General features: G+C 45.6%; 21 protein-coding genes and 1 tRNA gene. 14 read left to right on the top strand and 8 right to left on the bottom strand.

Going from position 1 to position 24,102, the window contains the following annotated elements; genetic code table 11:
• The first annotated feature begins 5 nt into the window (after positions 1-5).
• From SPV1_RS12335 to SPV1_RS14400, 4 genes are read left to right on the top strand one after another with little or no spacing between them, the layout of a single operon-like run.
• Complete coding sequence (locus SPV1_RS12335) at positions 6-2,090, top strand: DUF262 and DUF1524 domain-containing protein (RefSeq protein WP_009851559.1); 2,085 nt, start codon at positions 6-8, stop codon at positions 2,088-2,090.
• Positions 2,091-5,051: a type I restriction endonuclease subunit R gene (locus tag SPV1_RS12330; RefSeq protein WP_009851558.1), complete on the top strand. Its 2,961-nt coding sequence runs from the start codon at positions 2,091-2,093 to the stop codon at positions 5,049-5,051.
• A complete protein-coding gene (locus SPV1_RS12325) occupies positions 5,048-5,755 on the top strand; it encodes a M48 family metallopeptidase (RefSeq protein ID WP_009851557.1) in 708 nt (235 codons plus the stop codon). The genes SPV1_RS12330 and SPV1_RS12325 overlap by 4 nt, the downstream gene beginning before the upstream one ends.
• Complete coding sequence (locus SPV1_RS14400; RefSeq protein WP_155806675.1) at positions 5,752-6,606, top strand: trypsin-like serine protease; 855 nt, start codon at positions 5,752-5,754, stop codon at positions 6,604-6,606. The genes SPV1_RS12325 and SPV1_RS14400 overlap by 4 nt, the downstream gene beginning before the upstream one ends.
• On the opposite strand, the gene SPV1_RS12320 is transcribed toward SPV1_RS14400, so the two are convergent.
• Entirely contained in the window at positions 6,578-7,825 is a 1,248-nt protein-coding gene (locus SPV1_RS12320; protein WP_231288397.1) for a DNA polymerase Y family protein, read from the bottom strand. The two genes, SPV1_RS14400 and SPV1_RS12320, sit on opposite strands and share 29 nt — an antisense overlap.
• Complete coding sequence (locus SPV1_RS12315) at positions 7,797-8,381, bottom strand: LexA family protein (RefSeq protein ID WP_009851555.1); 585 nt, start codon at positions 8,379-8,381, stop codon at positions 7,797-7,799. Before SPV1_RS12315 ends, SPV1_RS12320 begins: the two co-directional genes overlap by 29 nt.
• A gap of 129 nt (positions 8,382-8,510) precedes the next feature.
• Here SPV1_RS12315 and SPV1_RS12310 point away from each other — a divergent pair, with 129 nt between their 5' ends.
• Positions 8,511-9,437 (top strand): UPF0149 family protein, encoded by a 927-nt coding sequence (locus SPV1_RS12310; RefSeq protein ID WP_009851554.1) that lies wholly within the window; start codon positions 8,511-8,513, stop codon positions 9,435-9,437.
• Positions 9,438-9,450: 13 nt separating this feature from the next.
• On the opposite strand, the gene SPV1_RS12305 is transcribed toward SPV1_RS12310, so the two are convergent.
• Positions 9,451-9,990 (bottom strand): 3'-5' exonuclease, encoded by a 540-nt coding sequence (locus tag SPV1_RS12305; protein ID WP_009851553.1) that lies wholly within the window; start codon positions 9,988-9,990, stop codon positions 9,451-9,453.
• Between the two features lie 205 nt (positions 9,991-10,195).
• Between SPV1_RS12305 and SPV1_RS14395 the strand changes: the two genes are divergently transcribed.
• From SPV1_RS14395 to SPV1_RS12280, 5 genes are all read left to right on the top strand, one after another.
• A complete protein-coding gene (locus SPV1_RS14395; protein WP_155806673.1) occupies positions 10,196-10,360 on the top strand; it encodes a hypothetical protein in 165 nt (54 codons plus the stop codon).
• A gap of 313 nt (positions 10,361-10,673) precedes the next feature.
• Entirely contained in the window at positions 10,674-12,821 is a 2,148-nt protein-coding gene (locus SPV1_RS14035) for an AlbA family DNA-binding domain-containing protein (RefSeq protein ID WP_050754742.1), read from the top strand.
• Positions 12,822-13,384: 563 nt separating this feature from the next.
• Positions 13,385-14,332 carry a hypothetical protein gene (locus SPV1_RS12290; RefSeq protein ID WP_155806671.1) on the top strand — a complete coding sequence of 316 codons (948 nt, stop codon included), beginning with the start codon at positions 13,385-13,387 and terminating at the stop codon, positions 14,330-14,332.
• A 366-nt stretch (positions 14,333-14,698) separates the two neighbouring features.
• Complete coding sequence (locus tag SPV1_RS12285) at positions 14,699-15,067, top strand: hypothetical protein (RefSeq protein WP_040881872.1); 369 nt, start codon at positions 14,699-14,701, stop codon at positions 15,065-15,067.
• Complete coding sequence (locus SPV1_RS12280) at positions 15,067-16,020, top strand: hypothetical protein (RefSeq protein ID WP_009851546.1); 954 nt, start codon at positions 15,067-15,069, stop codon at positions 16,018-16,020. The genes SPV1_RS12285 and SPV1_RS12280 overlap by 1 nt, the downstream gene beginning before the upstream one ends.
• A 59-nt stretch (positions 16,021-16,079) precedes the next feature.
• On the opposite strand, the gene SPV1_RS12275 is transcribed toward SPV1_RS12280, so the two are convergent.
• Entirely contained in the window at positions 16,080-17,255 is a 1,176-nt protein-coding gene (locus SPV1_RS12275) for a tyrosine-type recombinase/integrase (protein ID WP_009851545.1), read from the bottom strand.
• Between the two features lie 150 nt (positions 17,256-17,405).
• Here SPV1_RS12275 and SPV1_RS14390 point away from each other — a divergent pair.
• The 4 genes from SPV1_RS14390 (at position 17,406) to SPV1_RS12260 (ending at position 20,955) form a co-directional block, all read left to right on the top strand.
• Positions 17,406-17,468: transfer RNA gene (locus SPV1_RS14390), tRNA-Arg, on the top strand.
• Between the two features lie 248 nt (positions 17,469-17,716).
• Positions 17,717-19,870: an FAD-dependent oxidoreductase gene (locus SPV1_RS12270; RefSeq protein ID WP_081442004.1), complete on the top strand. Its 2,154-nt coding sequence runs from the start codon at positions 17,717-17,719 to the stop codon at positions 19,868-19,870.
• Between the two features lie 4 nt (positions 19,871-19,874).
• Positions 19,875-20,669, top strand: coding sequence for a DUF547 domain-containing protein (locus SPV1_RS12265; protein WP_009851543.1), 795 nt, complete (start codon positions 19,875-19,877; stop codon positions 20,667-20,669).
• 94 nt (positions 20,670-20,763) lie between these two features.
• A complete protein-coding gene (locus SPV1_RS12260) occupies positions 20,764-20,955 on the top strand; it encodes a CPXCG motif-containing cysteine-rich protein (protein ID WP_009851542.1) in 192 nt (63 codons plus the stop codon).
• 208 nt (positions 20,956-21,163) lie between these two features.
• Here SPV1_RS12260 and SPV1_RS12255 read toward each other — a convergent pair whose 3' ends face one another.
• The 4 genes from SPV1_RS12255 to bufB form a co-directional block, all read right to left on the bottom strand.
• On the bottom strand, positions 21,164-21,697 hold the full coding sequence (locus SPV1_RS12255) for a P-loop NTPase family protein (RefSeq protein ID WP_018294570.1): 534 nt from the start codon (positions 21,695-21,697) through the stop codon (positions 21,164-21,166).
• A 295-nt stretch (positions 21,698-21,992) separates the two neighbouring features.
• Entirely contained in the window at positions 21,993-22,481 is a 489-nt protein-coding gene (locus SPV1_RS12250) for a DoxX family protein (protein WP_050754756.1), read from the bottom strand.
• Positions 22,482-22,486: 5 nt separating this feature from the next.
• Entirely contained in the window at positions 22,487-23,257 is a 771-nt protein-coding gene (locus tag SPV1_RS12245) for an HvfC/BufC family peptide modification chaperone (protein WP_009851539.1), read from the bottom strand.
• On the bottom strand, positions 23,232-24,101 hold the full coding sequence (gene bufB / locus SPV1_RS12240; RefSeq protein WP_040881871.1) for an MNIO family bufferin maturase: 870 nt from the start codon (positions 24,099-24,101) through the stop codon (positions 23,232-23,234). Before bufB ends, SPV1_RS12245 begins: the two co-directional genes overlap by 26 nt.
• Between the last annotated feature and the right edge of the window lies 1 nt (position 24,102).

The following is a 24,102-nucleotide window of genomic DNA, read 5'->3' as shown; positions in this document are numbered from 1 at the left end:
GTTAGATGATTGCTAATCAAGCGGCTTTCTTATCGCTGTTGGATGGAAAAAAACAATTCAATATACCAATTTACCAAAGAACTTATTCATGGAAGTTGAAACAATGCCAGCAACTATTTGATGATATATTGATGGTTGGTGGGAATGCTGAACAAAAGTCCCACTTCATCGGTTCTGTTGTTTATTTTCAACCAAGTGTTGCACCGACTACCAGTGTTCCAGAATATTTGGTTATTGATGGTCAACAACGTTTGACAACAGTTTCACTACTTCTGTTGGCTCTCATTCACTTCTTGAAAAAACACGATGATGACCTGATTGAAGAGGAGTCATGGGAAGAAATTCAAGAGTCTTACCTCGTAAATAGGCATAAGAAAGATGACAGCAAATATAAGCTCCTGTTAACCAGAAGGGATAAAGAAACTTATTCAGCTATTGTGAATGAAATGGAAGTCTCCTCTGATGATTCTTCAAGGGTAGTTGAGAATTACGAGTTCTTTAAAAAGAAGCTAACAAAAGAGAATATAGAACAAGTATATCATGGCATAAAGAAACTTATCATTGTCGATGTAATACTTGAAAGAGACAAGGATGACCCGCAGTTAATTTTTGAGAGCTTGAATTCCACTGGGTTAGATTTGTCTCAAGCAGATTTGATAAGAAACTATATCTTGATGGGTCAACCAGTATCTGTGCAAACAGAGCTGTATGAAAAATATTGGTATCCAATGGAGAAACTATTTGGAGATAAAATTGACTGGTTGAAATGGTTTTTCAGGGATTACCTAACCATGAAGAAGAACGAGATACCAAAAATCGAACATATATACGAAGCGTACAAGGATTTCTTAAAGGGCGAAAATGGTCCAGCATCAATTTCTGATGCAGTGCGTGACTTATATACATTCTCTCAATATTACACTCAGATGGTCTTACATACTGAAAAGGACCAAGAGTTACTGGCTCTATTTAAAGAAATATCAAAATTAAAAATGGATGTTGCCTACCCATTCCTAATTGCTTGTTACCACGACTATAAAAATGGGCATATAGAGAAATCTGAACTTATTGAGATATTGCAAATAGTGAAAAACTACGTGTTTAGAAGGGCAATATGTGGAATCCCAACGAATAGCCTGAACAAGACATTTGCTTCTCTGTATAAGAAGGTGAAAGTCGAAAACTATCTTGAATCCATCAAAGCTGCATTCGTATTAATGGACAGCTATAGAAGATTCCCGACAGACTCTGAGTTTGAAGAAGAGTTTATGCTCAAGGATGTTTATAACTTCAGGTTAAGGAACTATTTGCTTGAATCATTAGAGAACTATAAACGTAAAGAGCTTGTTCAGGCGGATAACTACACGATTGAACACATAATGCCTCAAAATGAAAACGTATCGCCACAGTGGCAACAAGAATTGGGAGAAGATTGGCGTTCAGTCCATGAAAAATATCTTCACACCATCGGAAATTTAACACTTACTGGATACAACTCAGAATTGAGTGACCGCCCATTTAGTGAGAAGCGAACGATTAAAGGTGGATTTAACCACAGCCCTTTGACCCTCAATGACTCAGTAAGAAAAGAGGATGTATGGAATAAGGATGCCATAACACGAAGAGCTTCAAGTTTAGCGGCAATGGCTGCAAGTATTTGGACTTATCCAGACATTGATGAGCAATCGCTTGCAAGGTTTAAAGAAGTTAAGACGGGTAGAGAAACTCAAACCTATACCTTGGAACAATATGAGCATTTGAAGGGAGATATGCTTGCTCTATATGAGCACCTTGAGAAGCGTGTGCTAAATATTGACCCAAGCGTAAGAGTAGAATTTAAGAAGTTATATATTGCGTTCAAATCCCAAACAAACTTTGTGGATGTTGTTCCCCAGAAATCAAAACTAAGGCTGTCATTAAATATCGACTTCGAAAGTATAATTGACCCTGAAGGAATTTGTCGGGACATCTCTAATCTTGGCCGTTGGGGAAATGGAGATGTTGAGGTCGCTCTGGAGACAAGCACTGACATGGACTATGTAATGGAATTGATTCAGCAAGCATTCGATATCCAAGTTGAGTCAGAATAAATGAATTCGCTCGAATACGAAAAAGTAGAACTCCCTGCAATTGAACAACTCCAGTCCCTCGGCTGGCGCTACATTGATGGCCGGATGCTTACCGACGAATCCGATGAACGTGATTCCATGCGTGAAGTGGTTCTCAAGAACCAGCTCGAAACCTCACTGAAGCGCATCAACCCTTGGATAAGCGACGATAACCTTCGCAAGGTGATGCGGGACATCATTTTGCCTCAGGCAGCCACGCTGATGGAAGCTAATCAGTCCATCTGGGAAGCCATGGTTCAGTACCAGTCAGTCGAGCAGGATTTGGGGAAAGGTCGCCGTGGGCAGACGGTTAAAATCATCGATTTTGATAATATCGAAAACAATGAATTTATTTGCTCGAATCAGTTCAAGGTTGAAGGCATCAACCAGAACATCATTCCAGACATCATTCTATTCGTGAATGGGCTTCCGCTGACAGTAATTGAGTGCAAGTCACCATACATCACCAATCCAATGGAAGCAGGCATCAATCAGCTTCTGCGTTATGCCAATCGCCGTATGCCACATGAGGATGAAGGTGCTGAGAAGCTATTCTGGTATAATCAGATGATGGTCTCCACTCATAGAGATAAAGCCCGTGTTGGAACCATCAGTTCCCGCATGGAACATTATCTGGAATGGAAAGATGCCTATCCACTGAAGGTAGATGATTCCCTATCGTCTCAGGAAGTCCTGATTAGTGGACTTTTTAATAAGAAAAACTTCCTCGATATCATCCAGAACTTCACCGTATTTGAGCCAACCGATGGCAAAGTCATCAAGAAGATTGCTCGGTACCAGCAGTTCCGTGCTGTGCATAAAACGATTGAACGCATTAAGACAGGGAAGACGAAGAAAGAACGTGGAGGTGTGGTCTGGCATACCCAAGGTTCTGGCAAGTCTCTGACGATGGTTTTCCTTGCGGTAAAGATGCGCAGAGATGCTGAACTGAAGGATTATAAGCTGGTGTTTATGACCGACCGGACGCAGCTTGATAGTCAGCTTACTGCAACCTTTGAACGTGTTCAGGGTGAAACCGTGTATCGAGCTAAGAGCGTGGCACATCTCAAGGAGTTGTTACAGAAAGACAGCTCTGACCTGATAACCGCAATGATGCAAAAATTACAGGAAGAGGATGATTTCAACTTTCCTGAGCTGAATGCGTCAGAGAAGATTGTGGTATTGGCAGATGAGGCTCATAGGACGCAATACGGCGCATTGGGTGTAGCTCTGAATGCTGCTCTTCCCAAGGCAGCGAAGATTGCATTTACTGGCACACCGTTGATTGCCTCCCAGAAGACCAACAACGAATTCGGTAGCTATATCGACACCTATACCATTGAGCAGGCTGTTGCTGACGGTGCAACGGTTCAGATTCTTTACGAAGGACGGGAAGCAAGAACCAAGGTAACAGGCGACTCTTTGGATAAGCTCTTTGATGCTTATTTTCACGATAAAACCGATGATGAGAAATTTGCAATCAAGAAGAAGTTCGGCACGCTATCGGCAGTGCTGGAGGCTCCTCAGCGTATCAGATGGATTTGTATCGATATCCTTGAACATTACAGAGAACATATTCAACCCAATGGCTTTAAGGCGATGATTGTTACCAGTTCCCGCCGTGCAGCAGTGTTGTACAAGCAGACGCTTGATGAACTCGATGGACCTCAGACTGAAGTAATTATCTCAGGCAATCACAATGACCCTGAGTTCTTCAGTAAACATACAGATTCGAATAAACAAAAAACGGTGATTGAGGCATTTAAGAAACCACTGGCTGAGAGCGCCATCTCAATATTGGTAGTGAAGGATATGCTTCTGACAGGATTTGATGCACCTATCTGTCAGGTGATGTATCTGGACAGGAAGCTGACTGAGCATAACTTGTTGCAGGCTATCGCCAGAGTGAATCGAACCTATGCTGGCAAGTCTCGTGGTTTCATCGTGGATTATTATGGATTGAGTGATTATTTGACCGAAGCACTTGAAATGTTTTCCTCTGAAGATATTGAAGGGGCGTTGAAAGACCTCAAGGACGAGATACCAAAACTGAAGCAGATGCATACCCGTGTGATGGGACACTTCAAAGGTGTGGATAAAGCCGATATCGATGAATGCATTTTGCATTTAGAAGATGAAACACGGCGGCAGCAGTTTGAAATCGATTTTAAGAAGTTTGCTAAGGAAATGGATATCATCATGCCGGATGCAGCAGCAAAACCGTTCCTGAAGGACTTGGTGTTCCTTGGTAAGGTCAATCAGGGAGCACGGAACCTATATCGTGATGAGCAACTCGATATTTCGGGGTGCGGAGAGAAGGTCAGGAAACTCATCGATGAGCATCTTCGAGCTGTTGGCGTTGATGTTAAGATTCCTCCGATTGATTTGTTGGCAGCAAATTTCAAAGAGAAGCTTCAAGAACATAAATCATCTCGAGCCAAGGCATCAGAGATTGAGAATGCCATCAAACACCATATCAATGTGAACCTTGAAGAGGATGCTGAATATTATAAGAAACTCAGTGAACGGTTGAAGGCAATTGTTGAGCAACATAAAGAGCATTGGGATGAGTTGGTTCAGTTGCTTCTTGAGTTCAGAGATTCGATTGAGATTAATCACAAGAAAGAGGCTGAGGATATTGGGTTATCTCAGACTGAATATGCCTTCCATAATATACTGGTATCAGAAGTGGCTCGTGTAACCGGCAATGAGTCCATTGATGAAGCTACTCATGATGAGGTGATTCAGGTAACGAAAGATTTAGTGGTAATGCTTGATGAGGCGACTGCCATTGTGGATTTCTTTAATAAGCAGAATGAAATAAGTTCTGTGAAAAAGAAAATCAAACGACGGGTTATTGAGACTTCATTTGATGATGCTGAGCTTCGGAAAGCTGTGATGGATAGGTTTATGGAGCTGGCTAAGGTGAAGTTCGGAAAATGAGTGCAGTTGCTGAATTCATTCAGGGTAATGGCTTTCTCGCTGAGGTGATTAGAGCTAACCGCCGTAAGACTGCAACCATAAAAGTGGAGGCAGGAAAGGTCTCGGTGGTTGCCCCTGCTGGACTGTCAACATCCCGCATCGAAGAGGTCATAGCCAAGAAGAACCGCTGGATAAAAGAAAAGCTTCTTTTACATAGCCAAGTCATGGCTGTTAAGCCGAAGGAATACGTCAGCGGAGAATCATTCTCATACCTTGGCAAGAATTACCGTCTGAAGGTTATTAAAGGTTCGCCTGTTTCTGTGAAGCTTGTACAGGGCTACTTGATGGTAGTAACCCCTGAGCCGCTGAATCCAATAAGGACTAAGAAGCTTCTTGAAGGGTGGTATCGTGAACATGCCGAGAAGAAGCTGAAAGAGAAGAGCAATCGCTTTGCTAAGCAGATGGGAGTGCATTTTGCCTCGGTCGGGATTAAGAGCTTTAAGTCACGCTGGGGGAGTTGTTCCAGTGATGGGCATATCCAGTATAACTGGCGAATCATTATGGCTCCGAATCGGATTGTGGATTATGTGGTTGTGCATGAGCTGTGTCATTTGATTCACCATAATCATTCGCCGGAGTTTTGGAGAGAAGTTGGGAAGGTGGTTCCGGATTATGGAGAGGCTAAGGGCTGGTTGAAAGAGAATTCTAAGGTGTTATTTTTTTGAGTACCGGAAAAATTAAAACTGTTGCTGAGGCTACTTTTGATAGGATGAACGAATGTAGTAAGGAATTAGCCAAGCAGTTCTTGAAGTCTGTTCGTTCAATTTATGGAAGTACTAAGTATGGCAAGCCTTCTCATATTGGCTCAGGGGTTCTAATAAGTTATGGAAGTAATAAAATACTACTGACGGCTGCTCATGTGATGGACCATAATGAATTAACAACCTTATATATTAGTGGTGAAAGAAGCCTAGTGAGCTTAACTGGTCATTGTAGTTTGACTGTGGCTCCTAATGGTAATAGGCGAATGGACAAGCTTGACTTTGCATTATTGCTTCTTTCAGATGAAACTATCCAAAAAATGGGGCAAGTTGAATATCTTGATGAACATCAATTTCAGGTAACTGATTTACCTCCAAATGAGCGATGTTGTTTGGCCTTAGGGTTTCCAAATTCGAGGAATAAAAGGTGTAACAACACGAATATGAAAGTGAAACAAGAGCCATTTGTTTATACTTCAGTTTTAAAAACTGATGACTTCTTATATAGAAGTTTATCAGCTAATCCTGCCTATCATTACTTATTGGATTATTGTAGTAATCATTCTAAGGATGAAGAAAATAATACTGTAAATTCAGTATCACCAAAAGGGGTTAGTGGAGGTGGACTTTTTCTTATAGAGGGCATGGCAAATCCAGAGAGTTATAAACCTAATGCAAAATGCAATGGTAAGTTATTAGGCATATTAATCGAATATCATAAAAATGAAAAAGTTCTGTTGTTTACTAAGCTTTCTGTAGTCTTGAAGTATCTACAAGAAAACAATATCACCTCGCCACAAGCAACGGATACATAAACCTAACCCGTCCGCCCAACCCAGTCTTATCAAAAGCCCCAGCCATCTTCACAGCCCCAGCCCCATAGCGCTTATTAATCCTATCAACAGTAAGAAACAGGTCAGCCTGTTTCTCATCCCGTTTCACCTTACCAAACAAGTCAGGAACAGCATCTTCAGAGCGGGTGATTTGTTGAGCGGTAATACCGCAGGCACGGTATAGCTCGCCGGTCTGGTAGAGGTCGTTAAGCATGTTGCGGACGGCGCGGCTGAGTTGGAAATAATTGTTTGTTGGGTAGCTAAAGTCAGCCTTAGCGGATACAGCATTGAAGTCCTTTTGTTTGAGGAAAACAGTGATTCGCTTTGTGAGGTACTTCTTCAATACCAGTTCCGTTGCCAGACGGAAGGCATGACGAGTCAGATGGGCAGCAATAGTTTGCCGGTCGGATGTGACCTCTCCCATGCTTGCGGTTCTGGATATGCTCTTGGGAAGTTGGGGGTGTGTTTCTAAGCCCATGATTGAGATGCCCTGAAGCTCATGCCAGAGGTCAGTTCCAGATTTGCCCAGCAGACGTTTGATGATGGATACATCCGTATTCACAAAATCTACCGGCGTTTGAATGTTGAACTTGTTCAATGTCGCCAGCCTGTTTCGTCCAATGCCGCATATGTCAGATAGCTCAGAGCGTTCCAAAAACATCTTAATCATATGCTGTGGAACAATGGCTACGCCGTTGGGTTTATTATATTCCGATGCCATTTTAGCCAGAATCCGTGTAACAGAAATGCCGACCGAAACAGTAATGCCTACTTCTCGATGAACGGTTCTCCGGATGTCATGAGCAATACCTTGATAATCCTTTTTCCAAAGCGCCTGAGTACCATTTAAATCAAGGAAACCTTCATCAATGGAATAGACTTCAATATCAGGGGAAAATCGGCTCAAAATTGAAAACATCTTTTCAGATAGTAAGCCATAAAAGCGAAAATCAGCAGACAAGTAAGAGGCATGGGGCATTAGTTTTTTGGCTTCCCACACCGGCATGCCAGTTTTAATGCCTGCCGCCTTCGCATCATAGGTCTTGGCTACGATGCATGCATCCTGGCTGGATAGGACGCAGAGTGGTTTGCCTCTTAGTTCTGGTCGGCGAACCAGTTCACAGGAAGCATAGAAGCAATCAGCATCAACATGGGCAATGGCGTTGGGCCAGTTACTCATCATATTTGCGGAATTGTCCAACAACGACTCCATACATTTGCAAATCATTATCTGGTCGGATGATGGGATACGCAGGGTTGGCAGGCTCTAAGAAGTAGCCTTGCTTATCTTTGCGTAAATATTTGATTGTAAAATCACCATCGACAATAGCGACAATAATCCGGTCCACTCGTGGTCTTGATTCTCTGCGTACAATCATGATGTCGCCGCTGTTAATGCCTGCACCTATCATTGAATCGCCATCAACCTGCACTAACACAGTAGCTGATGGATGTTCCACCAGATAATCATCAATGCTGATAGCATCACCCAGAGCCTCTTCAGCAGGCGAAGGGAAGCCTGCTGGGGCGGAGCCTACAAGGGGGCGTTCAAGGAACTTGGAGGTTGGTACAAGGCGGCGTGGTACCTTGTTGTCGAGATATCCATTTTCCTTCAGGCGGGAGACTAATTGTTGTACGGAAGCTCTGGATTTCATGCCCAACAACTCAGCAATGCCTGCATAGGATGGTAATACCTTATGCTCTGCATAGTAGTCTTTCAGCGTGTTGAGGTGCTCATTATCTCGGTTGATTCGCATGGGCGAAGGATAGCGTACATTTGTACGCCTATAAAGGTAGGGAGTTGATTCAAGCTCTGTATGTATTCTTGTTATTGCCATCACTTATAATAATGGTAGCTGTTATCGTCCGATGCGAGAGGAGCCTATATGAGCGAAGACTACGAACTGATGTCGTCACCATTATGCCAAGATGTTTCTGCCGATGGAGAAACCGTTAGGGTTGAAATATACCGTGGTGTTGACGACAAGGGCTGGGTTCTTGAGGTCGTGGATAAATATGGCAATTCCTCGGTCTGGAACGACCTGTTCGACACAGATAACGAGGCATTCAAAGAGGCTCTTAAAACGATTGAGGATGAGGGTATCCAGTCATTGATTGGTTCGCCGTCTAACTCTGACACAGGGCTTCCTATTGATAGTAAGCTTCAGGCCCTTGATGACATTCTATGTTCCGACAATGTGCCTGAGACGGCGATGGATGCATCTACGCTGGAAGGGTTCTTAACAGCATTGGTAATTGGCCCTGAATTGATTCCTCCATCAGGCTACATGCCTTGGATTTGGGACATGTACTACGGCAAGGAACAAATTGTTTATGATAGTATGGAACAGATGCAGGAGACGATGGGTTTGTTCATGGAGGTCTGGAATGAAATTGCCGAAACCTTTGCGACTAATCCTTCAGCATTTGAACCAGCCTATTTCCGCTCAGCCGAATGGGGAGCTGCTGAATGGTGTGAAGGCTTTCTGCTTGGCTCCCGCTTGTTTGGCGAGGCATGGGTAACGCTTTGGGCTGATAACCCCAAGCTTGTGACGCCACTGAAGAGGCTTGGTGATGATTTTGGAATAGAGATTACCAAGAAAGAAGGCGATGCCGAAAAGTGGATGAATGCGGTGCCGGATGCGGTGGTTTCTATTCACGCATACTGGCTTGAACATCGAACCAATCCTGCTGCTGGGCTTACATCAATGCCGGTACGGCGTGAGCAGAAGGTTGGCAGGAATGACCCTTGCCCATGTGGTTCGGGAAAGAAATATAAGAAGTGCTGTGGAGCGCCTCCGACTATCCATTGAAGCAGGTTGCCGGTTACAACTCGGCATCGTTTTCCGGATGCATATGCCGGTATACATGCAGTGCCGCAACGCAGTCGGCAATGGCTCTATGCGGCAACATTCCTTCAGCAGGAACATAGCCAGTGCGCCTTGCTGCATTAGCAAGTGACTGCCATTTCCAGTTCTCATATTTGGGGTTCCACTCGCCAAAGAATTTGGCATATTCAAGCATGACACACCTGACTTCTGCTGGTTCCAAATTTATTTGTACTTTGGATTTTCTGGCGCTCTGGCGGAGTAGTCTTAAATCATAGTCGGCATTATATATCAGCAATATCTTGCCCTGAATCAGCCCCTCTAATTCCTCAACAACATCAGCAAAGACAGGAGCGTTGAGCAGGTCATTATCAGTGATGCCATGAATGGCAGTAGCCTCTTCTGGAATCGATATGGTGGGTTTCACAAGAGTATTCATGACTGTCTCACCACTGCCATTGATAATGCCTATTTCAATGATTTCAGCGTCATCACCTAAGCCGGTGGTTTCGGTATCGAGAACAAGAATATCTGACATGGTTTGTATGCTATGCGGAATTAGGATTCAGACAAAGGGCATCCTGATGAGGCTGTTATCGGGAATAGGTAACAGTTGGATGGGAGACTGTTTACAGCATCAGGTAACAGGTGGATTTGGGTACCTATTCAATATAATTTGTGATTGTAGAACCAAAGAGCGCACATTATCTTGACAGCGAGCATGTTCGAAACATCCTATCATGATGACCACAATCCATGAAACACGAGGGGGGGCTTCTGTGAAAATTGGGCAAATTTTTGATAAAATTGATGATAAACAGTTGTTTGTCCCCGCTTTTCAGCGTGAATATATTTGGAGAGAGCATGCTAAAGACCTTATCTACGGCACTTACTTTGCTGGTTTGTAGGCAAATACCTTTTTTGCCAATCCTTATGCATCATGGGAAAAAGAGCTTAACGAAAACAGCAATGGCTTGGTGCGGCAATACATTCCCAGAAATCGTAAATTCAACACTGTTTCACACCAAGAGATTGACTTCATCATGCATAGACTCAATTATCGATATCGAAAAACGCTGGGATAAAGAACACCTCATGAGGTGTTCTTTAATACCAAAACGAAACTCACTTGAGTTGCACTTAGCAGTTGAATCCGTGCTTTCCATATATTCAGCCCATTTTTGTTTGATTGAATTGTGAATTCACTAGAACAGAGGAAGTATGAAAAAAAACAACATTATAAGTATACCTGTTAGCAATGTAAGTAATAAAGGCAACTATTTCAAACAAAAACAATGGGAAAATTTATTACTCTGGTGCTCAGCTTGCATTGAACAAAGAAGTGTTGATTCAGATTTATTGCAAGAGATAGAAAGTTTAGAATTGGTTGAACGTGCCGATATATATCATGTATCTTTATATCTGCTGAAAATCGTTGATTTTTATAAGGAGCGATGGGCGACTAATGGAAATCAAAATATTCCTGAAATGGGAAACTCTGAGAAAAGTGATAGTCAGGTGGATTTAGAACCTTTTAGTGGAGTCCGGCAAGTACTTGATAGGTATCGAGATGAGTTTGATTCGAACGGAGGCTTTGGAAGCTTCTTTTCTTTTGAATTTGTCGCTGAATCCTCAGACTGGAAGGTTAGCAGCGACAAGAATTCACGATACAGCAAATCTCCGCTTAAAACAATTGATGTTTATATTGGGAGTCATTTTCATGGAGCTAAGAACCCCCTCTCAATCAAGTCAGAAGACAATAATGCTGGTGATGTTCCAGCAGCTCAGGTTTTTTATTATGAAGTAGTGAAATATATATCTGCAAGACTTATGACAAAAGAGTCAGTTACTTTATGGGGTGGTTGTACTGCTAGGCATATTTCATTAATTTCATCACTATGGGCATTGCTAAATCTTGGGGGGCGCAACAAGTTCGATAATATTAAGACTTTGTCTGAGCTTGCGTTAGCGTCGTGGTCACTGCTTGCTATAGAGGCTCATGAATCGGATGTTACTAGTAAAGAACATATAATAAATAATATTATAAGATTTATTATAGTAACAAGTAGAGAACTAGCACTAGTGTCAAAACATGTTGGAATAACTAAAATCTCTAATGAGCTTACTGCGGGGGGGGGCTTATTTGAAGAAAACATGTTTATTCCTATGGTTATTTCATATATTGAAAGATTATCGGATAACCCTGTTGAAAATAGGATATATATTGAGGCAGCAGTAAGTTTACCAGATATTCTTTTGGGGGACTATGGCTATGATATTGCTTGGTATTTAAGCGATAATGACTGGCTTCGGTTTAACAAGGCTATAGAAAAATTAAATAATTATTCAGTAGTAGAAGAGGGTAAACCATTCTTCCTCCCAATAGATTATTATTGGGCATGGGTACATCATAAAACGCCAGAAGATATGATAAAGGAAGTTTTTAACTTCGAATTGCAATTAGCAAGTATATGCTTTGATTCATATGGCTGTGATTTGCATATGGACACAGATACTAAAAACCATTCTTGGTATTTTAACAATAAATTTTATGCAAAATTTGCCCAAACAGCTTTAGAAAGATGTGACTTTGATATAGCAGAGTCTATTATTCTCATAATGTTATACAGAAGCTTGTCAGAAGGGGTGGCTCTGGAGCCTTGGAAAGAAACTGCCAATGCAATAGTCAATGTGATTAATGACTCAAATGAAGAGTTTTCAAAGTTTGTATGGAACTTATTAGATACGTATGAAAAATTATATCCAGCAAACACAAATACCTTATTACGCATGAGGCTTTGTCAGATTAAAGATAAATGTAGGGTTTCTATGCGTGGTGATAGAAGTCTTAAATTAATAAGTCAGATTCACCCTCATAGAGTTGAAGATATGATTAACGAAGGTGAAAATAATAAATTAGAGTTTAAGTCATCACTTCGGTGGAGTTATAAAGAAGGTAAAATTAATAAGAAGCTTGAAGAAGTGATTCTTAAATCTATTGCTGCATTCAATAATGGTGATGGTGGTACTTTATTGATTGGTGTTGATGATGGGGGAGTATCGCTCGGTCTTGAAAAGGACTACTCGTCATTAGGGGGGGCAAAGGATGAGTTTGAGTTACACTTAAGGAATCTGGTTAATAAAGAATTTGGAGTATCATTCGCCACTAGAAACCTCAGAATTACATTTCCAGTTGTAGCCGAAAATGAAATTTGTCGAATAGATATTAAGCGCGGAACTAGGCCGTTGTATTTAAAAGTAACTGATAAGAACGGCGTTAAGTCTGAAAAGTTTTATGTTAGAAGTGGAAACTCTTCGCAAGAAGTGCCATTAAGTGAGTTGCACGCGTACATTGCAGATAGATTTTAGCTTTGCTTGTGAAGTGCCAATTCAGCATTGATACCAGCATCCAAAATTCCACTTTTCCTTGATAGAGCCTATCAAGGAAAAGTGGAATTCCTCCGAATGAATCGACAACAGGCAAGCCTATAAAATGCCAGAATCAGCCTCTCAAGAGTCTGTTCTCAGGCACTTCTAAGTTCCGTTCTCGAACACTCCGAGTATCCGGAATTCGGATACTCAATACTGTAGGTAACAGTCTCCCGTGTAACTGTTTACTGAATGAGGTAACACCCTCTGGAAAGGAGAGGAATGGGCATCCTGATGAGGCGGATTAGGCAACCCTCAGGAATCTGGCATCATCGTCTACAGACGCAATAATAGAAATGTACAAGCAAAACCCGCCTGTAGGCGTGTTGCTTGCTCATGAGGCTCCGCCTCCCGAGACCCTCCAATTATTTTGAAGATGGTCGCTATAAATCCATAATCCTACATGAACTATTTCCATGTCAGAATATATCTGCTGCTGTTCTGCGGCTAGATAAAGGGTAGCATCCTTTTTATTCAAACTTGCTATATAGTAAGAGGTAAATATGAGCTTATATGAGACAACGATACAGAGGTTGGCCTTCATCAAGGCAGTTTATTCTTCTGCGGTTAATCAATCACTATCACCAGAGCCACTAAATTGTATGTCGCTACTTTCATTTCACGATGCCATCGAATTGTTTCTTCAACTGGGTTCTGAGTATTTAGGCGCAAATGCATCCAATGCTAATTTTCTTGACTACTGGGAAATAATTTCAAAAAAACTTTCTGAAACAGAACTCCAACAAAAAGAATCTATGCGAAGGTTGAATAAGAGCAGGGTGATGCTAAAGCATCATGGAACATTACCATCAAAGATTGATATTGAATCATTCAGGGCAAGTGCAACGAGTTTCTTCGAAGACAACACGCCTTTAGTTTTTGGCATACCATTTTCCACTATTTCATTAATTGAGTTGGTTGCTTCTGCTGAGGCTAAGCATCACTTAAAATTGGCTGAAACTCATATAGAGGAGAAGCGATACAAGGAAGCATTAGAACAAGTGGCTTTATCGTTTGATGTGATAATCAGGGATTATGAAAACAGCAAAAGCGCCCCATTTTATTCTTCACCATTTGAATTTGGACATGACCTCACCTTTTTAGACCATGACTTCCCAATAACTGATAAAGAAGAATTTGAAGGGCTTCGACGTTATATGAAAGTGCTTACCGATACTTTGGGGGACATGCAAAGTGCAATGAAAATATTTGCATTAGGGATTGATTATCGTCGATATGGCCGGTTTAAATATTATGTTCCACAGGTGAATAGAGCAGCGGCTGGCAATTATCAAATTGTTTGGACTCAACGCCAGAGGTCATTTTCATTCGAAGAAGTACAATTTTGTTTTGATTTTGTAATCCAATCGGCCTTATTGCTGAGTGAATTTGACTATGATGCTCCTGTTATTGAGATGAGTATCCCTGACACAATTCCTTCATTTAAGTAAATTTATTAAGATGCTTCCAAGGTGGTTTGCCGTCTTTCCAATCAACTCTCGAATGGCTAAAAAAACTGGATGCGCCCGTCATTGCCCTTCGCAATAGACAAGAAGAGGTCTAACTAAGCCTGTCACCAGCCTATGCGAAAACCGGCTAAATTGATTATCGTTCTTTACCAAGGTCTTTAGAAGGTCCGCCTATCCATTGCATCACGGCGTTGGGGAGCTTTTTCAATATATTAATTAGAAAGTAAAAGTCAATATATTGTAATAAAAACAATAAGTTAGGGTTGTTTTAATTTTCCGTATCCGGTATAATCTAAAGACGCATACAGAAATTGGATGCAAATTTATATTATGAATGGAGACAATATCATGGAACAGAAAAAAGCAGGAAAGAGCGAGAGCATATATTTCAATCAAAGGGAGGTAGAGCAAATAGCCGAAGAGGCGCGGGCATTGGATATTAGCCCCAAAGAACTAATCAAGGCAAAAAGCCTTGCAAAAGATGGCGCTGTACAAGTAATGCACCGAGTTAATTTTGGACACGAAATGAATCAGGCTATGATTGATGTGGGCATTGGACTACGTGAACTGAGTTACTTCTTCGCTTCACTTGATTCAGCCAATGATGAGTTAGTCGTACATGAAGACATCAAGAAGATGTGTGCACATTACGACCTTACGATGCAGGTATTCCATGCGACAATTCAGGAAATGAAATCGAAGTACATGAGCAGCTAATGTTGGTTAAATTTATACCAACAAAAAAGTCGGGAACAAGCATAGATGCTGTTCTCGCCTACGTTTTCCAAGAGAAGGACGCTGACGGCAAACCCCGCCCAGTCGTAAAACAAGTCACTGGCACAATGCCCGAGCTACTCTCTCTCATGTCTCTCGATATCCCCAGCAAGACTCCATACACGCATTCAGTTTTATCATTCTCGGACTCTGATATGGAACGCACAACAGAAGCCCAGCGCCTTCAGATTCTGGATTCGTATATCGATGAGCTTGCAGCAGGGTTATGTGATAAGGGGAGGATGCCCTATATGGCTGTAAGTCATGGGGACCATTATCATGTTGTGACATTACGTTACGACTTGGGTAGTGGGAAAGTGTATCAGCCGTTTGTGACTGCGAGGGGCGATACGCAGAGGTTCAACGCGTGGAAGGATGTTGTGAATGCCACGTATGGGCTGGATGCGCCTTGTAAGTCAGGGACATTGTTTCGATTATCTGCTAAGCATGTTGCCGAGGATATTAAGAATCTTCTGTGGCTGCTGAATGATGAAGGGAGATATGTGTTCGATGGTGCTGATGGTGAAATTACAGCACATGAGTTGCTGAATGAATTAGAGCCGTTGATTCATGAAGAAGGGTTTGAGATTGCACGAACTACCACGTCAGGGTTTTCAGTTACTACGTCGGCAATGAAGCGGAATGTGCGTATCCAGTTTACTCGGAAGGCTCTGGGATATGCTGATGAGGAACGAGATGAGGATGTTTATGAACTGAAGGAGAGGCTTGCCTGTTTCAGGGAGAAATTGATGTGCAGTATGGGGAGGTATCATGAGGGAGTGGTGCCGGAATTTAGGAGCGGTTCGCATTTTTCCGCTTTTCAGTGTTACTTTGCAGACAACAAAAGGCGGAATGAAACTGCCATTCCGTCTTTTGCTGCTGCGGCGTTACAATGAAAATCCGAAAAATCAGCACCTTGTTGGTGAGGTGGGTGGGGTGCTGCGAACCGAGTTAATTAAGCAATAATTTCTTCCAGTTTAACACCCCAAGCCTCCCAAGCTTTTTGCTGTTCAGTGAAATACTCATATTTATCATACACCGCTGTGACACTCTTGCCCTGTGAGTGATTTAACATTAGAGACAGAACAAGTCTATTTGCAATTTTTGATTTGGTTAAAAAAGTGGCTGCGGTTCTCCTCAAATCATGGGGTGAAAAGTCCTGAACCATTAGTGTCTCCATATTTCTTTTCACCGCTTTGGACAATGCATCTGGACGTATATGCTTGCTTCCAGCACCACAAGGCGAAGGAAATAGGAATGGTGAATCCTTAGAGTATGACTTAGCCTCGATTAATAGTTTTTTAGCGAACTGAGATAAATGAACGTCATGTCGTTTTTTGTTCTTGGCGGTTCCAGCAGGAATAACCCAAGTATCACCATGGATATCATTCCAGCGAGCAAGGGCTACTTCCTTTCTTCGCTGAAGTGTAATAAGCTGAAATTTAAGTGCGTTTTTTGTGCTTGAATGCATATTGGTGCAATCAAGTTGATGCCAGAAAGTCTTAATCTCATTCGCCGTTAGCACCCTGTCTCTTGATGTTTCGGTTGCAGGAGGGGTAATCTCATCACAAGGGTTATTCGTAACATATCCCTTTTCTTTTGCATAATTGAACACCTTTTTTAGTACCGCCAGAAGTCTATTTGCCCCAATAGGAGCACCTCGCTCGATTAGGGTATCAAGTACAGCATGTACATCCGACTTATTAATCTCAATTGCTTTCCTGTTCTTCCACCTCGGTAAAATGTCTTTGTTGAGTTGTCGCTCATCTTCTTCCCATGACGTTTTTCGTACCTTGGCATATTGGTTGATGTACAGCTTGATTAGCTCAGGAATGGTCACTTCATTCTTTTCAAGTTGAGATTTTTTGGCCTTGATTAGAGCTGGGTCATTTCCTTTTTCCAACTCTAATTTTGCTTCTTCATATAGGAGGTGTGCTTCATTGAGCGACATCGCTGGGTATGTTCCAAAACTAAGCCGTTTTTTTTGTCCATTGATTTTGTAAATAAAAACAAATGTCTTGGTTCCAGTTGTCGAGACACGAACTGCGAACCCCGTTCTCCCTGTCTCACGAACCTCAAAGCGTTTTCCTGTTGGTCTAATAGACTTGATACTTCTATCGGTAAATTTCATGTTGCCTCGAAATATATGGGTTCCCCTTGGGGTTCCCTTTATAGCGTAACAAGGTGCCGTATCGTGCAACACCATGAATAGCCATCATTATGTAAATTGTTATTAAATAGTCAAATAATCATGTTTCATTATTGTCATGGTGTTTCATACTGTTCAGTGACCACCTGACTACGAATCAGAAGGCCGGGCGTTCGAATCGCTCAGGGAGCACCATATAAAACAAGGGTCCGGCAGAAATGCCGGGCCCTTTTTCTGTTTCAGCCTCAGACAGCTGCTTTCAGTGGGCTAAACCTGCACAAGGCAAAGCAGCTTTAGATCAGCATCCGACAATCCTTCCGTTCACCTGAATCTCCTTGTAAGCATCTGCTTAAAACGCCGTCTAATGGCTGTGTGCTGACTATTTGGGCTAAAAGCGTCATATTTGCATCTGTTGCCTGCAGCGCACCATGAGGAGAATGTTGATGAAAAAACTGTTTCTGGTTCTGCTGATGGTGCTGGCGGTGAGCCTGTTCTTTTACTTTGATCTCAATAAGCTGCTTACGCTTGACGGGATGAAGGCCAGCCTCTCCACCTTTGAAGCCTGGCGGGCATCCAGCCCGCTATTGGCGGCAGGCCTCTATTTCCTGATCTATGTGCTGGTGACGGCACTCTCCCTGCCGGGGGCGGCGATCATGACGCTGGCCGGCGGCGCGCTGTTCGGCCTGCTTACCGGTACTATCATCATCTCCTTCGCCTCAAGCGTGGGCGCCTTGCTCGCTTTTCTGGTTTCCCGCTATGTGTTGCGCGATACGGTGCATGCAAAATTTGATGGTGAGCGTTTGCGCGCGATCAATGCGGGCATCAGACGTGACGGCGCCTTTTACCTCTTCACCCTGCGGCTGATTCCGGCATTCCCGTTCTTTCTGATCAATCTGCTGATGGGGCTGACCGCGATCCGGGCGGTGACATTCTACTGGGTCAGCCAGCTCGGTATGCTGGCCGGCACCATTGTCTATGTGAATGCCGGTACGCAGCTGGCACAGCTCGATTCGTTATCCGGCATTCTCTCGCCGGCGCTGCTCTTCTCGTTTGCCCTGCTCGGACTCTTCCCGCTGCTGGCCAAAAAAGCCGTGGCGCTGATTAAACGGCGTCGCATTTATGCACGCTGGCAGAAGCCGGCCGGTTTCGATCGTAACATGATTGTGATTGGCGCAGGTGCCGGCGGCCTGGTCTCGGCCTATATCGCGGCGGCGGTGAAGGCCAAAGTTACGTTGATTGAGGCCGGCAAGATGGGGGGCGATTGCCTCAATTATGGTTGTGTGCCGAGTAAGGCCCTGATCCGCAGTGCGAAACTGGCCCACCAGATGCGACATGCCGATCACTACGGCCTAACCGGGGATGAGCCGCGCTTCTCCTTTAAACAGGTGATGGAGCGGGTGCATGAGGTGATCGGCAAGGTGGCGCCGCACGACAGCGTGGAGCGCTACACCGATCTCGGTGTCGAGGTGTTGCAGGGCTATGCCCGCATTGTCGATCCGTGGACGGTGGAGGTGACACTGAACGGCGGTGAGGTGCAGCGGCTGACCACGCGCACGATTGTGATTGCCACCGGTGCCCGGCCATTTGTGCCGCCGCTGCCGGGCATTGATGAGGTCGGTTATCTGACCAGCGATACGTTGTGGGATGCATTCGCCAGACTCGATACCGCGCCTGCACGGCTGGTGGTATTGGGTGGGGGCCCGATCGGCTGTGAGCTGGCCCAGAGCATGGCCAGGCTGGGATCACACGTTACCCAGATCGAGATGGCACCGCGCATCATGGCTCGTGAAGATGAGGAGGTGTCGGCGCTGGCGCGCGCTGCGCTGGAGCGCGATGGCGTGCGCGTGTTGACCGGTTACAAGGCGTTGCGCTGTGAGGTTAAAGAGGGGCGCAAGCTTATTGTCGTTGAGCATGACGGAGAGGAGCTGGCCATTGAGTTTGATGAGCTGCTGTGCGCGGTCGGCCGGGTTGCACGGCTTGAGGGTTACGGGCTGGAAGAGCTGGGCATCGAAACCGGGCGCACGATCAATACCAATGAATATCTGGAAACCATCTATCCCAATATTTATGCCGCCGGTGATGTGGTCGGTCCCTATCAGTTTACCCACACCGCCGCGCATCAGGCATGGTATGCGTCGGTCAATGCGCTGTTCGGTCATCTGAAACGGTTCAGGGTCGATTATCGGGTCATTCCGTGGACTACATTTATCGATCCGGAAGTGGCAAGAGTAGGGCTCAATGAGCAGGAGGCGAAAGCGCAGGGTATTGCTTATGAGGTGACGCGCTACGGGCTGGATGATCTGGATCGTGCCATTGCCGATGGTGCGGCTCACGGCTTTGTGAAGATATTAACTCTGCCGGGTAAGGACCGTATGCTCGGCGTCACCATTGCCGGCGAGCATGCGGGCGATCTGCTGGCCGAGTTTGTACTGGCGATGAAGCACGGGCTGGGCCTGAACAAGATTCTCGGCACCATTCATACCTATCCTACGTGGGCTGAGGCCAATAAATATGCAGCCGGTGAGTGGAAGCGCGCGCATGCGCCGAAGCGGGTTTTAAGCTGGCTGGCTCGCTATCACACCTGGCGCAGGGGGTAGGGCAATGTTGCGCGCATCTCTGCTGCTGCTATGCAGCTGGTTTCTGGTGCCTGCAGCCGGTGCCGAGCCGTTCGATCACGGTGAGTGGGATGCGTTGCTTAAAGCGTATGTGCAGCCGCAGGGCGCGACCACGGTTGTCGATTATGCAGGCTTTGCCGCGGCACAAACACGTCTTAAGGCGTATCAGGATCGACTCTCCGGCGTGAAGCCGGATGAATTCGACCAATGGGACAATAAAGAGCAGCTGGCCTTTCTGATCAATGCATATAACGCCTGGACGGTGGCTCTGGTGCTGACCGCTTATCCCGATATCAAATCGATCAAGGATACTGGCTCTCTTTTCTCCTCCCCCTGGCACAAGGCGTTCATTCCGCTGCTGGGTAAAACCCGCTCACTCGATGATATCGAACATTACCTGATCCGCGGATCGGGCCGCTATAACGACCCGCGTATCCATTTCGCCGTCAACTGCGCCAGCATCGGCTGCCCGGCCCTGCGTCCCGAGGCCTATAGCGGCGACCGGCTCGATACCCAGCTGGATGAGCAGACGCGTTTGTTTCTCAGCGATCACAGCCGCAACCGCTTAGAGGACGGCATACTCAGGGTTTCATCGATCTTCAAATGGTACCGGGAGGATTTCGAAAAGGGGTGGCGGGGACTGCACGCGCTACCGTCGTTCTTTGCCCGCCATGCCGCAGCTCTCGGTCTCTCGGCTGCCGATACCAAACGCCTGCTGGCCGGCCACATCGACATCGAATATCAGGACTACGACTGGCGTCTGAATGCAAAGCGTAGCTGAATAGACAGGGTGCTTAAGCCCCTGGTCAGCGTATTTCTGTCCATGTCTACAGCTGACACAATCAACCCGGCCGAATCACTGCTATAATGCGCTTATGAACGCCCTTGAATCCGTCAATACCCGTTGCCCCTATTGCGGCGAAGAGATCCGGCTGCAGGTAGATGCATCCGCCGCCGGTTCGCAAGCCTATACCGAGGATTGCTCCGTTTGTTGCCGGCCGATGGTGGTTGCCGTGTGTGTGGACGAAGATGGCATTCGTATCGACGTCACCAGCGAGGATGATTAACCGCCGTTTGATAAACCAAAGCGCAGCCCGAGGGCTGTTACATGGTGCTGGTGGTTGCATGGCTTGAATGACTTAAACCGGCCAAGTGCGGACATTCGTTTGAGGGACTGAAGGGGCACCCCAGAACTTGTGAGCTAACGTCGCAGCGCAACTCGCGAATGCCTGCCTCGCCAGAAAATGTGAGCGTAGCCAGTATTTTCCGATGCTGCTACTTGTTGGTTGTCTTGAATTCCACATGATTCTCAACAAAGGCATTTAATTCAGACATTGACCGAATTACATATAACGATTTGTTTGTCGATATTGCTTCTAATTTTTTCATAAAATCATCATTCCAAAACTTGGGACACAGTTTTAACGTTCTATAACTTGCCAAAGTTCCTTTTAATATTGAACTACCATCAGGCCAACCCTCGGGCTTAACAACCAACCCTTTTAGAAGTCGCTTTGTCACTAGCCAATAGCTGTCCCTATAAGGTAGATCTATATAGATCAATGTATCAGCTACATCCAGGCGCTTATTAAATGACTCAATTGGCCCAAGGCCATCAATGATCCAACTATCAGAGGATAGTATATTTTCATGCGCGCTGTCGTACGTCTTTCGGTCTACCAATTCGCCATCTTTTTTATACACAATTGAATCTAATGGATGCAATTGTATACCTGTAGCTGATGCCAGATTTTTACTTAAAGTGGACTTACCACTTCCGGGCTTACCGAAAACTGTTATTTTTTTCATACTACCTCCATTATCTGAGACAAATCCCATGAGGCAGAAATAGAAAACCCGCCTCTTCGGCGGGTTTGATAAATTATAAGCGCATCAAAAACCCACCATTCCTATGGAATGATGGTAATAATTAGGCAAGAAGAATGCGCAACTTTCAATTTCATGCGCCATAAATTATTGGCCGGACATATCGGTGTCAAGTGCGTTTCACCAGGGTTTTCTAAGAAGGCTAGGTTTGAAATCAATATTAATCTGACCGGATAAATGCCGGTATCCGAACAAGTCTATAACTGATTGGCTTTAACTACCGGCAAGCTGAGATGCGCGGCGAGAGCCAGCGGGCGATCACTGCATCAAGCGATAGTTTTCCCGGTCCGTAGAGCGTCAGTGCCAGCAGCATCAGTCCCCAGGCCTTATGATCGATAAAGTCGTTGCCCCACAGACCGACCCAGAAGCCGTGCGGCCACAGATCGGGATAGGAGATGACGGCGACAATATTGTAGACGAACAGAAATGCCGCCGACATTCGCCCCATCAGGCCCAGAGCCAGCAACCAGGGAAAAACAAGTTCGATGCCGGTACCCAGCTGGGCGGCGAGATCGGGTGAGAGCAATGGCACATGATATTCATAGTTGAACAGATAGGCCGTGCCGCCGGGATCGTTTAATTTAACCACACCGGCTCGCCAGAAGGCCAGCGCCACCCACAGGCGAAACAGCAGCAGGCTAAGCGGACCGGTTCGCTCAAGTAGTAGTGCCACATGCATGTAGGCTGCATGGATTGATATCATCATGTTTTTCATGTTGTGTGCTCCTCAATCGCGCAGATCAGTTGATGATGCAATAGCAGGGTGATCAGTCCCTGCAGGTCGAACTCCGTCTCATCCTCTGTGGCTTTGGCGTAAGCCTTGTCCATGCTGGCGCCCTCAATGAGTGCCGCGATAAAGCGGCTTGCGGGTTGATCGATGGCCTGCATGGCGACCTGATCTTTGTCGCGCCATACCAGTATGTGCTGGCCGCCGGTGCCCAGGCTCAGGCCTTCAGGGGAGGGGGCCTGGCTGAAGCGCCAGATATCGAGAACAGGGTGCAGGGAGCTGATCAGGTGCACGTCCGGCCTCAGTAACAGGTGCAAACCACTGTTTACAACAGCACCCGCCCGGCTGCTATCAAGCGGCGCACTCTCACCGGCCAGATAGGCTTGCTGTCTGGCCCACTCCAGCCGGGCCACATCAGCCAGATAGTCGAGCGAAAGCGCCTCGGGCATGACGGCAAGAAAATCCGCAAAGTGCGCGCCGTAATCCTGCAGGTTACCGCTTTGTGACGGATAGGTGCGCAGATAGCGGGTGGCGGCCACGCTAAAGAACTCCTCGCCGACCAGAGCGAGCACGGCCGGGTAGCTTGTACGCAGAACATCCGTAGCGGTGATCATTACTATATTACGGTAGACCTGTAATCGCTGTTCGGCTTTAAGCCCATGCGGGCGCACACATGCCGCCAGAGGATAGTGCTCCCCCAGCATTGAATCAGCGAAGGCACGCTGCAACTCAAGCAGTGATGGCGATTGGGGCATGCATCAACTCCTCGGCCAGAGCGGCCTCCGCTTGTAGTACAGAAAAATCCGGAATCTGCTGATCCCATTCGATCAGCGTCGGCTTTGGCCCGAGCAGGCGCACAGCAAGGTCGAATAGGGCCCACACCTCGGGAGAGACGCGCCGGTCATGGGTATCGATCAGGAGCGGTACATTCAGATGCTCCTTGCGTGTATGTCCGGCCAGATGTATCTCGGCTACCGCATCGGCGGGCATAGCCCGGATGTAGGCCTCCGCATCAAAACCGTGATTGATGCTGTTGACATAGACATTGTTCACATCAAGCAGCAGGCCGCAGCCCGAGCGCCTACTCAGGGCTGCCACAAATTCCCACTCGGGGATGGTGGAGTGACTGAATTCTAGATAGCTGGAGAGATTTTCAAGCAGGATGCGGCGTCCCAGAAATTCCTGCACAACAAGCACGCGTTCAACCATAGTATCGAGTGCTTCTTCGGTGTAGGGCAGTGGCAGCAGCTCGTTGAGATGGACATTGCCGATGGCACCCCAGCAGATATGTTCCGACACCAGACCCGGTTCAATACGCTCGATCAGCCGGCTGAGTTTTTCCAGGTGTGCCATGCGCAGACCATCGGCTGAGCCCAGTGAGAGGCCGACACCGTGCAGGCTGACGGGGTAATCGCGGCGGACGCGCTCAAGCAGACCGATCATTTCGATGCCGCCGAAAAAGTTTTCGCTATGGACCTCAAACCAGTGCGCGTCCGGTTTTTCGTCCATTACCAGTGCCATATGCGGGGGGCGCAAGCCGATCCCGGCACGTACCGGGATCGACACAGGCCCCGACAACGTCGGTTCCATTGCAGACATA

The organism is Mariprofundus ferrooxydans PV-1 (assembly GCF_000153765.1).
Lineage (GTDB): Bacteria > Pseudomonadota > Zetaproteobacteria > Mariprofundales > Mariprofundaceae > Mariprofundus > Mariprofundus ferrooxydans.
Note: the sequence above shows the minus strand (reverse complement) of the source record. Positions and strands in the feature narration are given on the sequence as shown.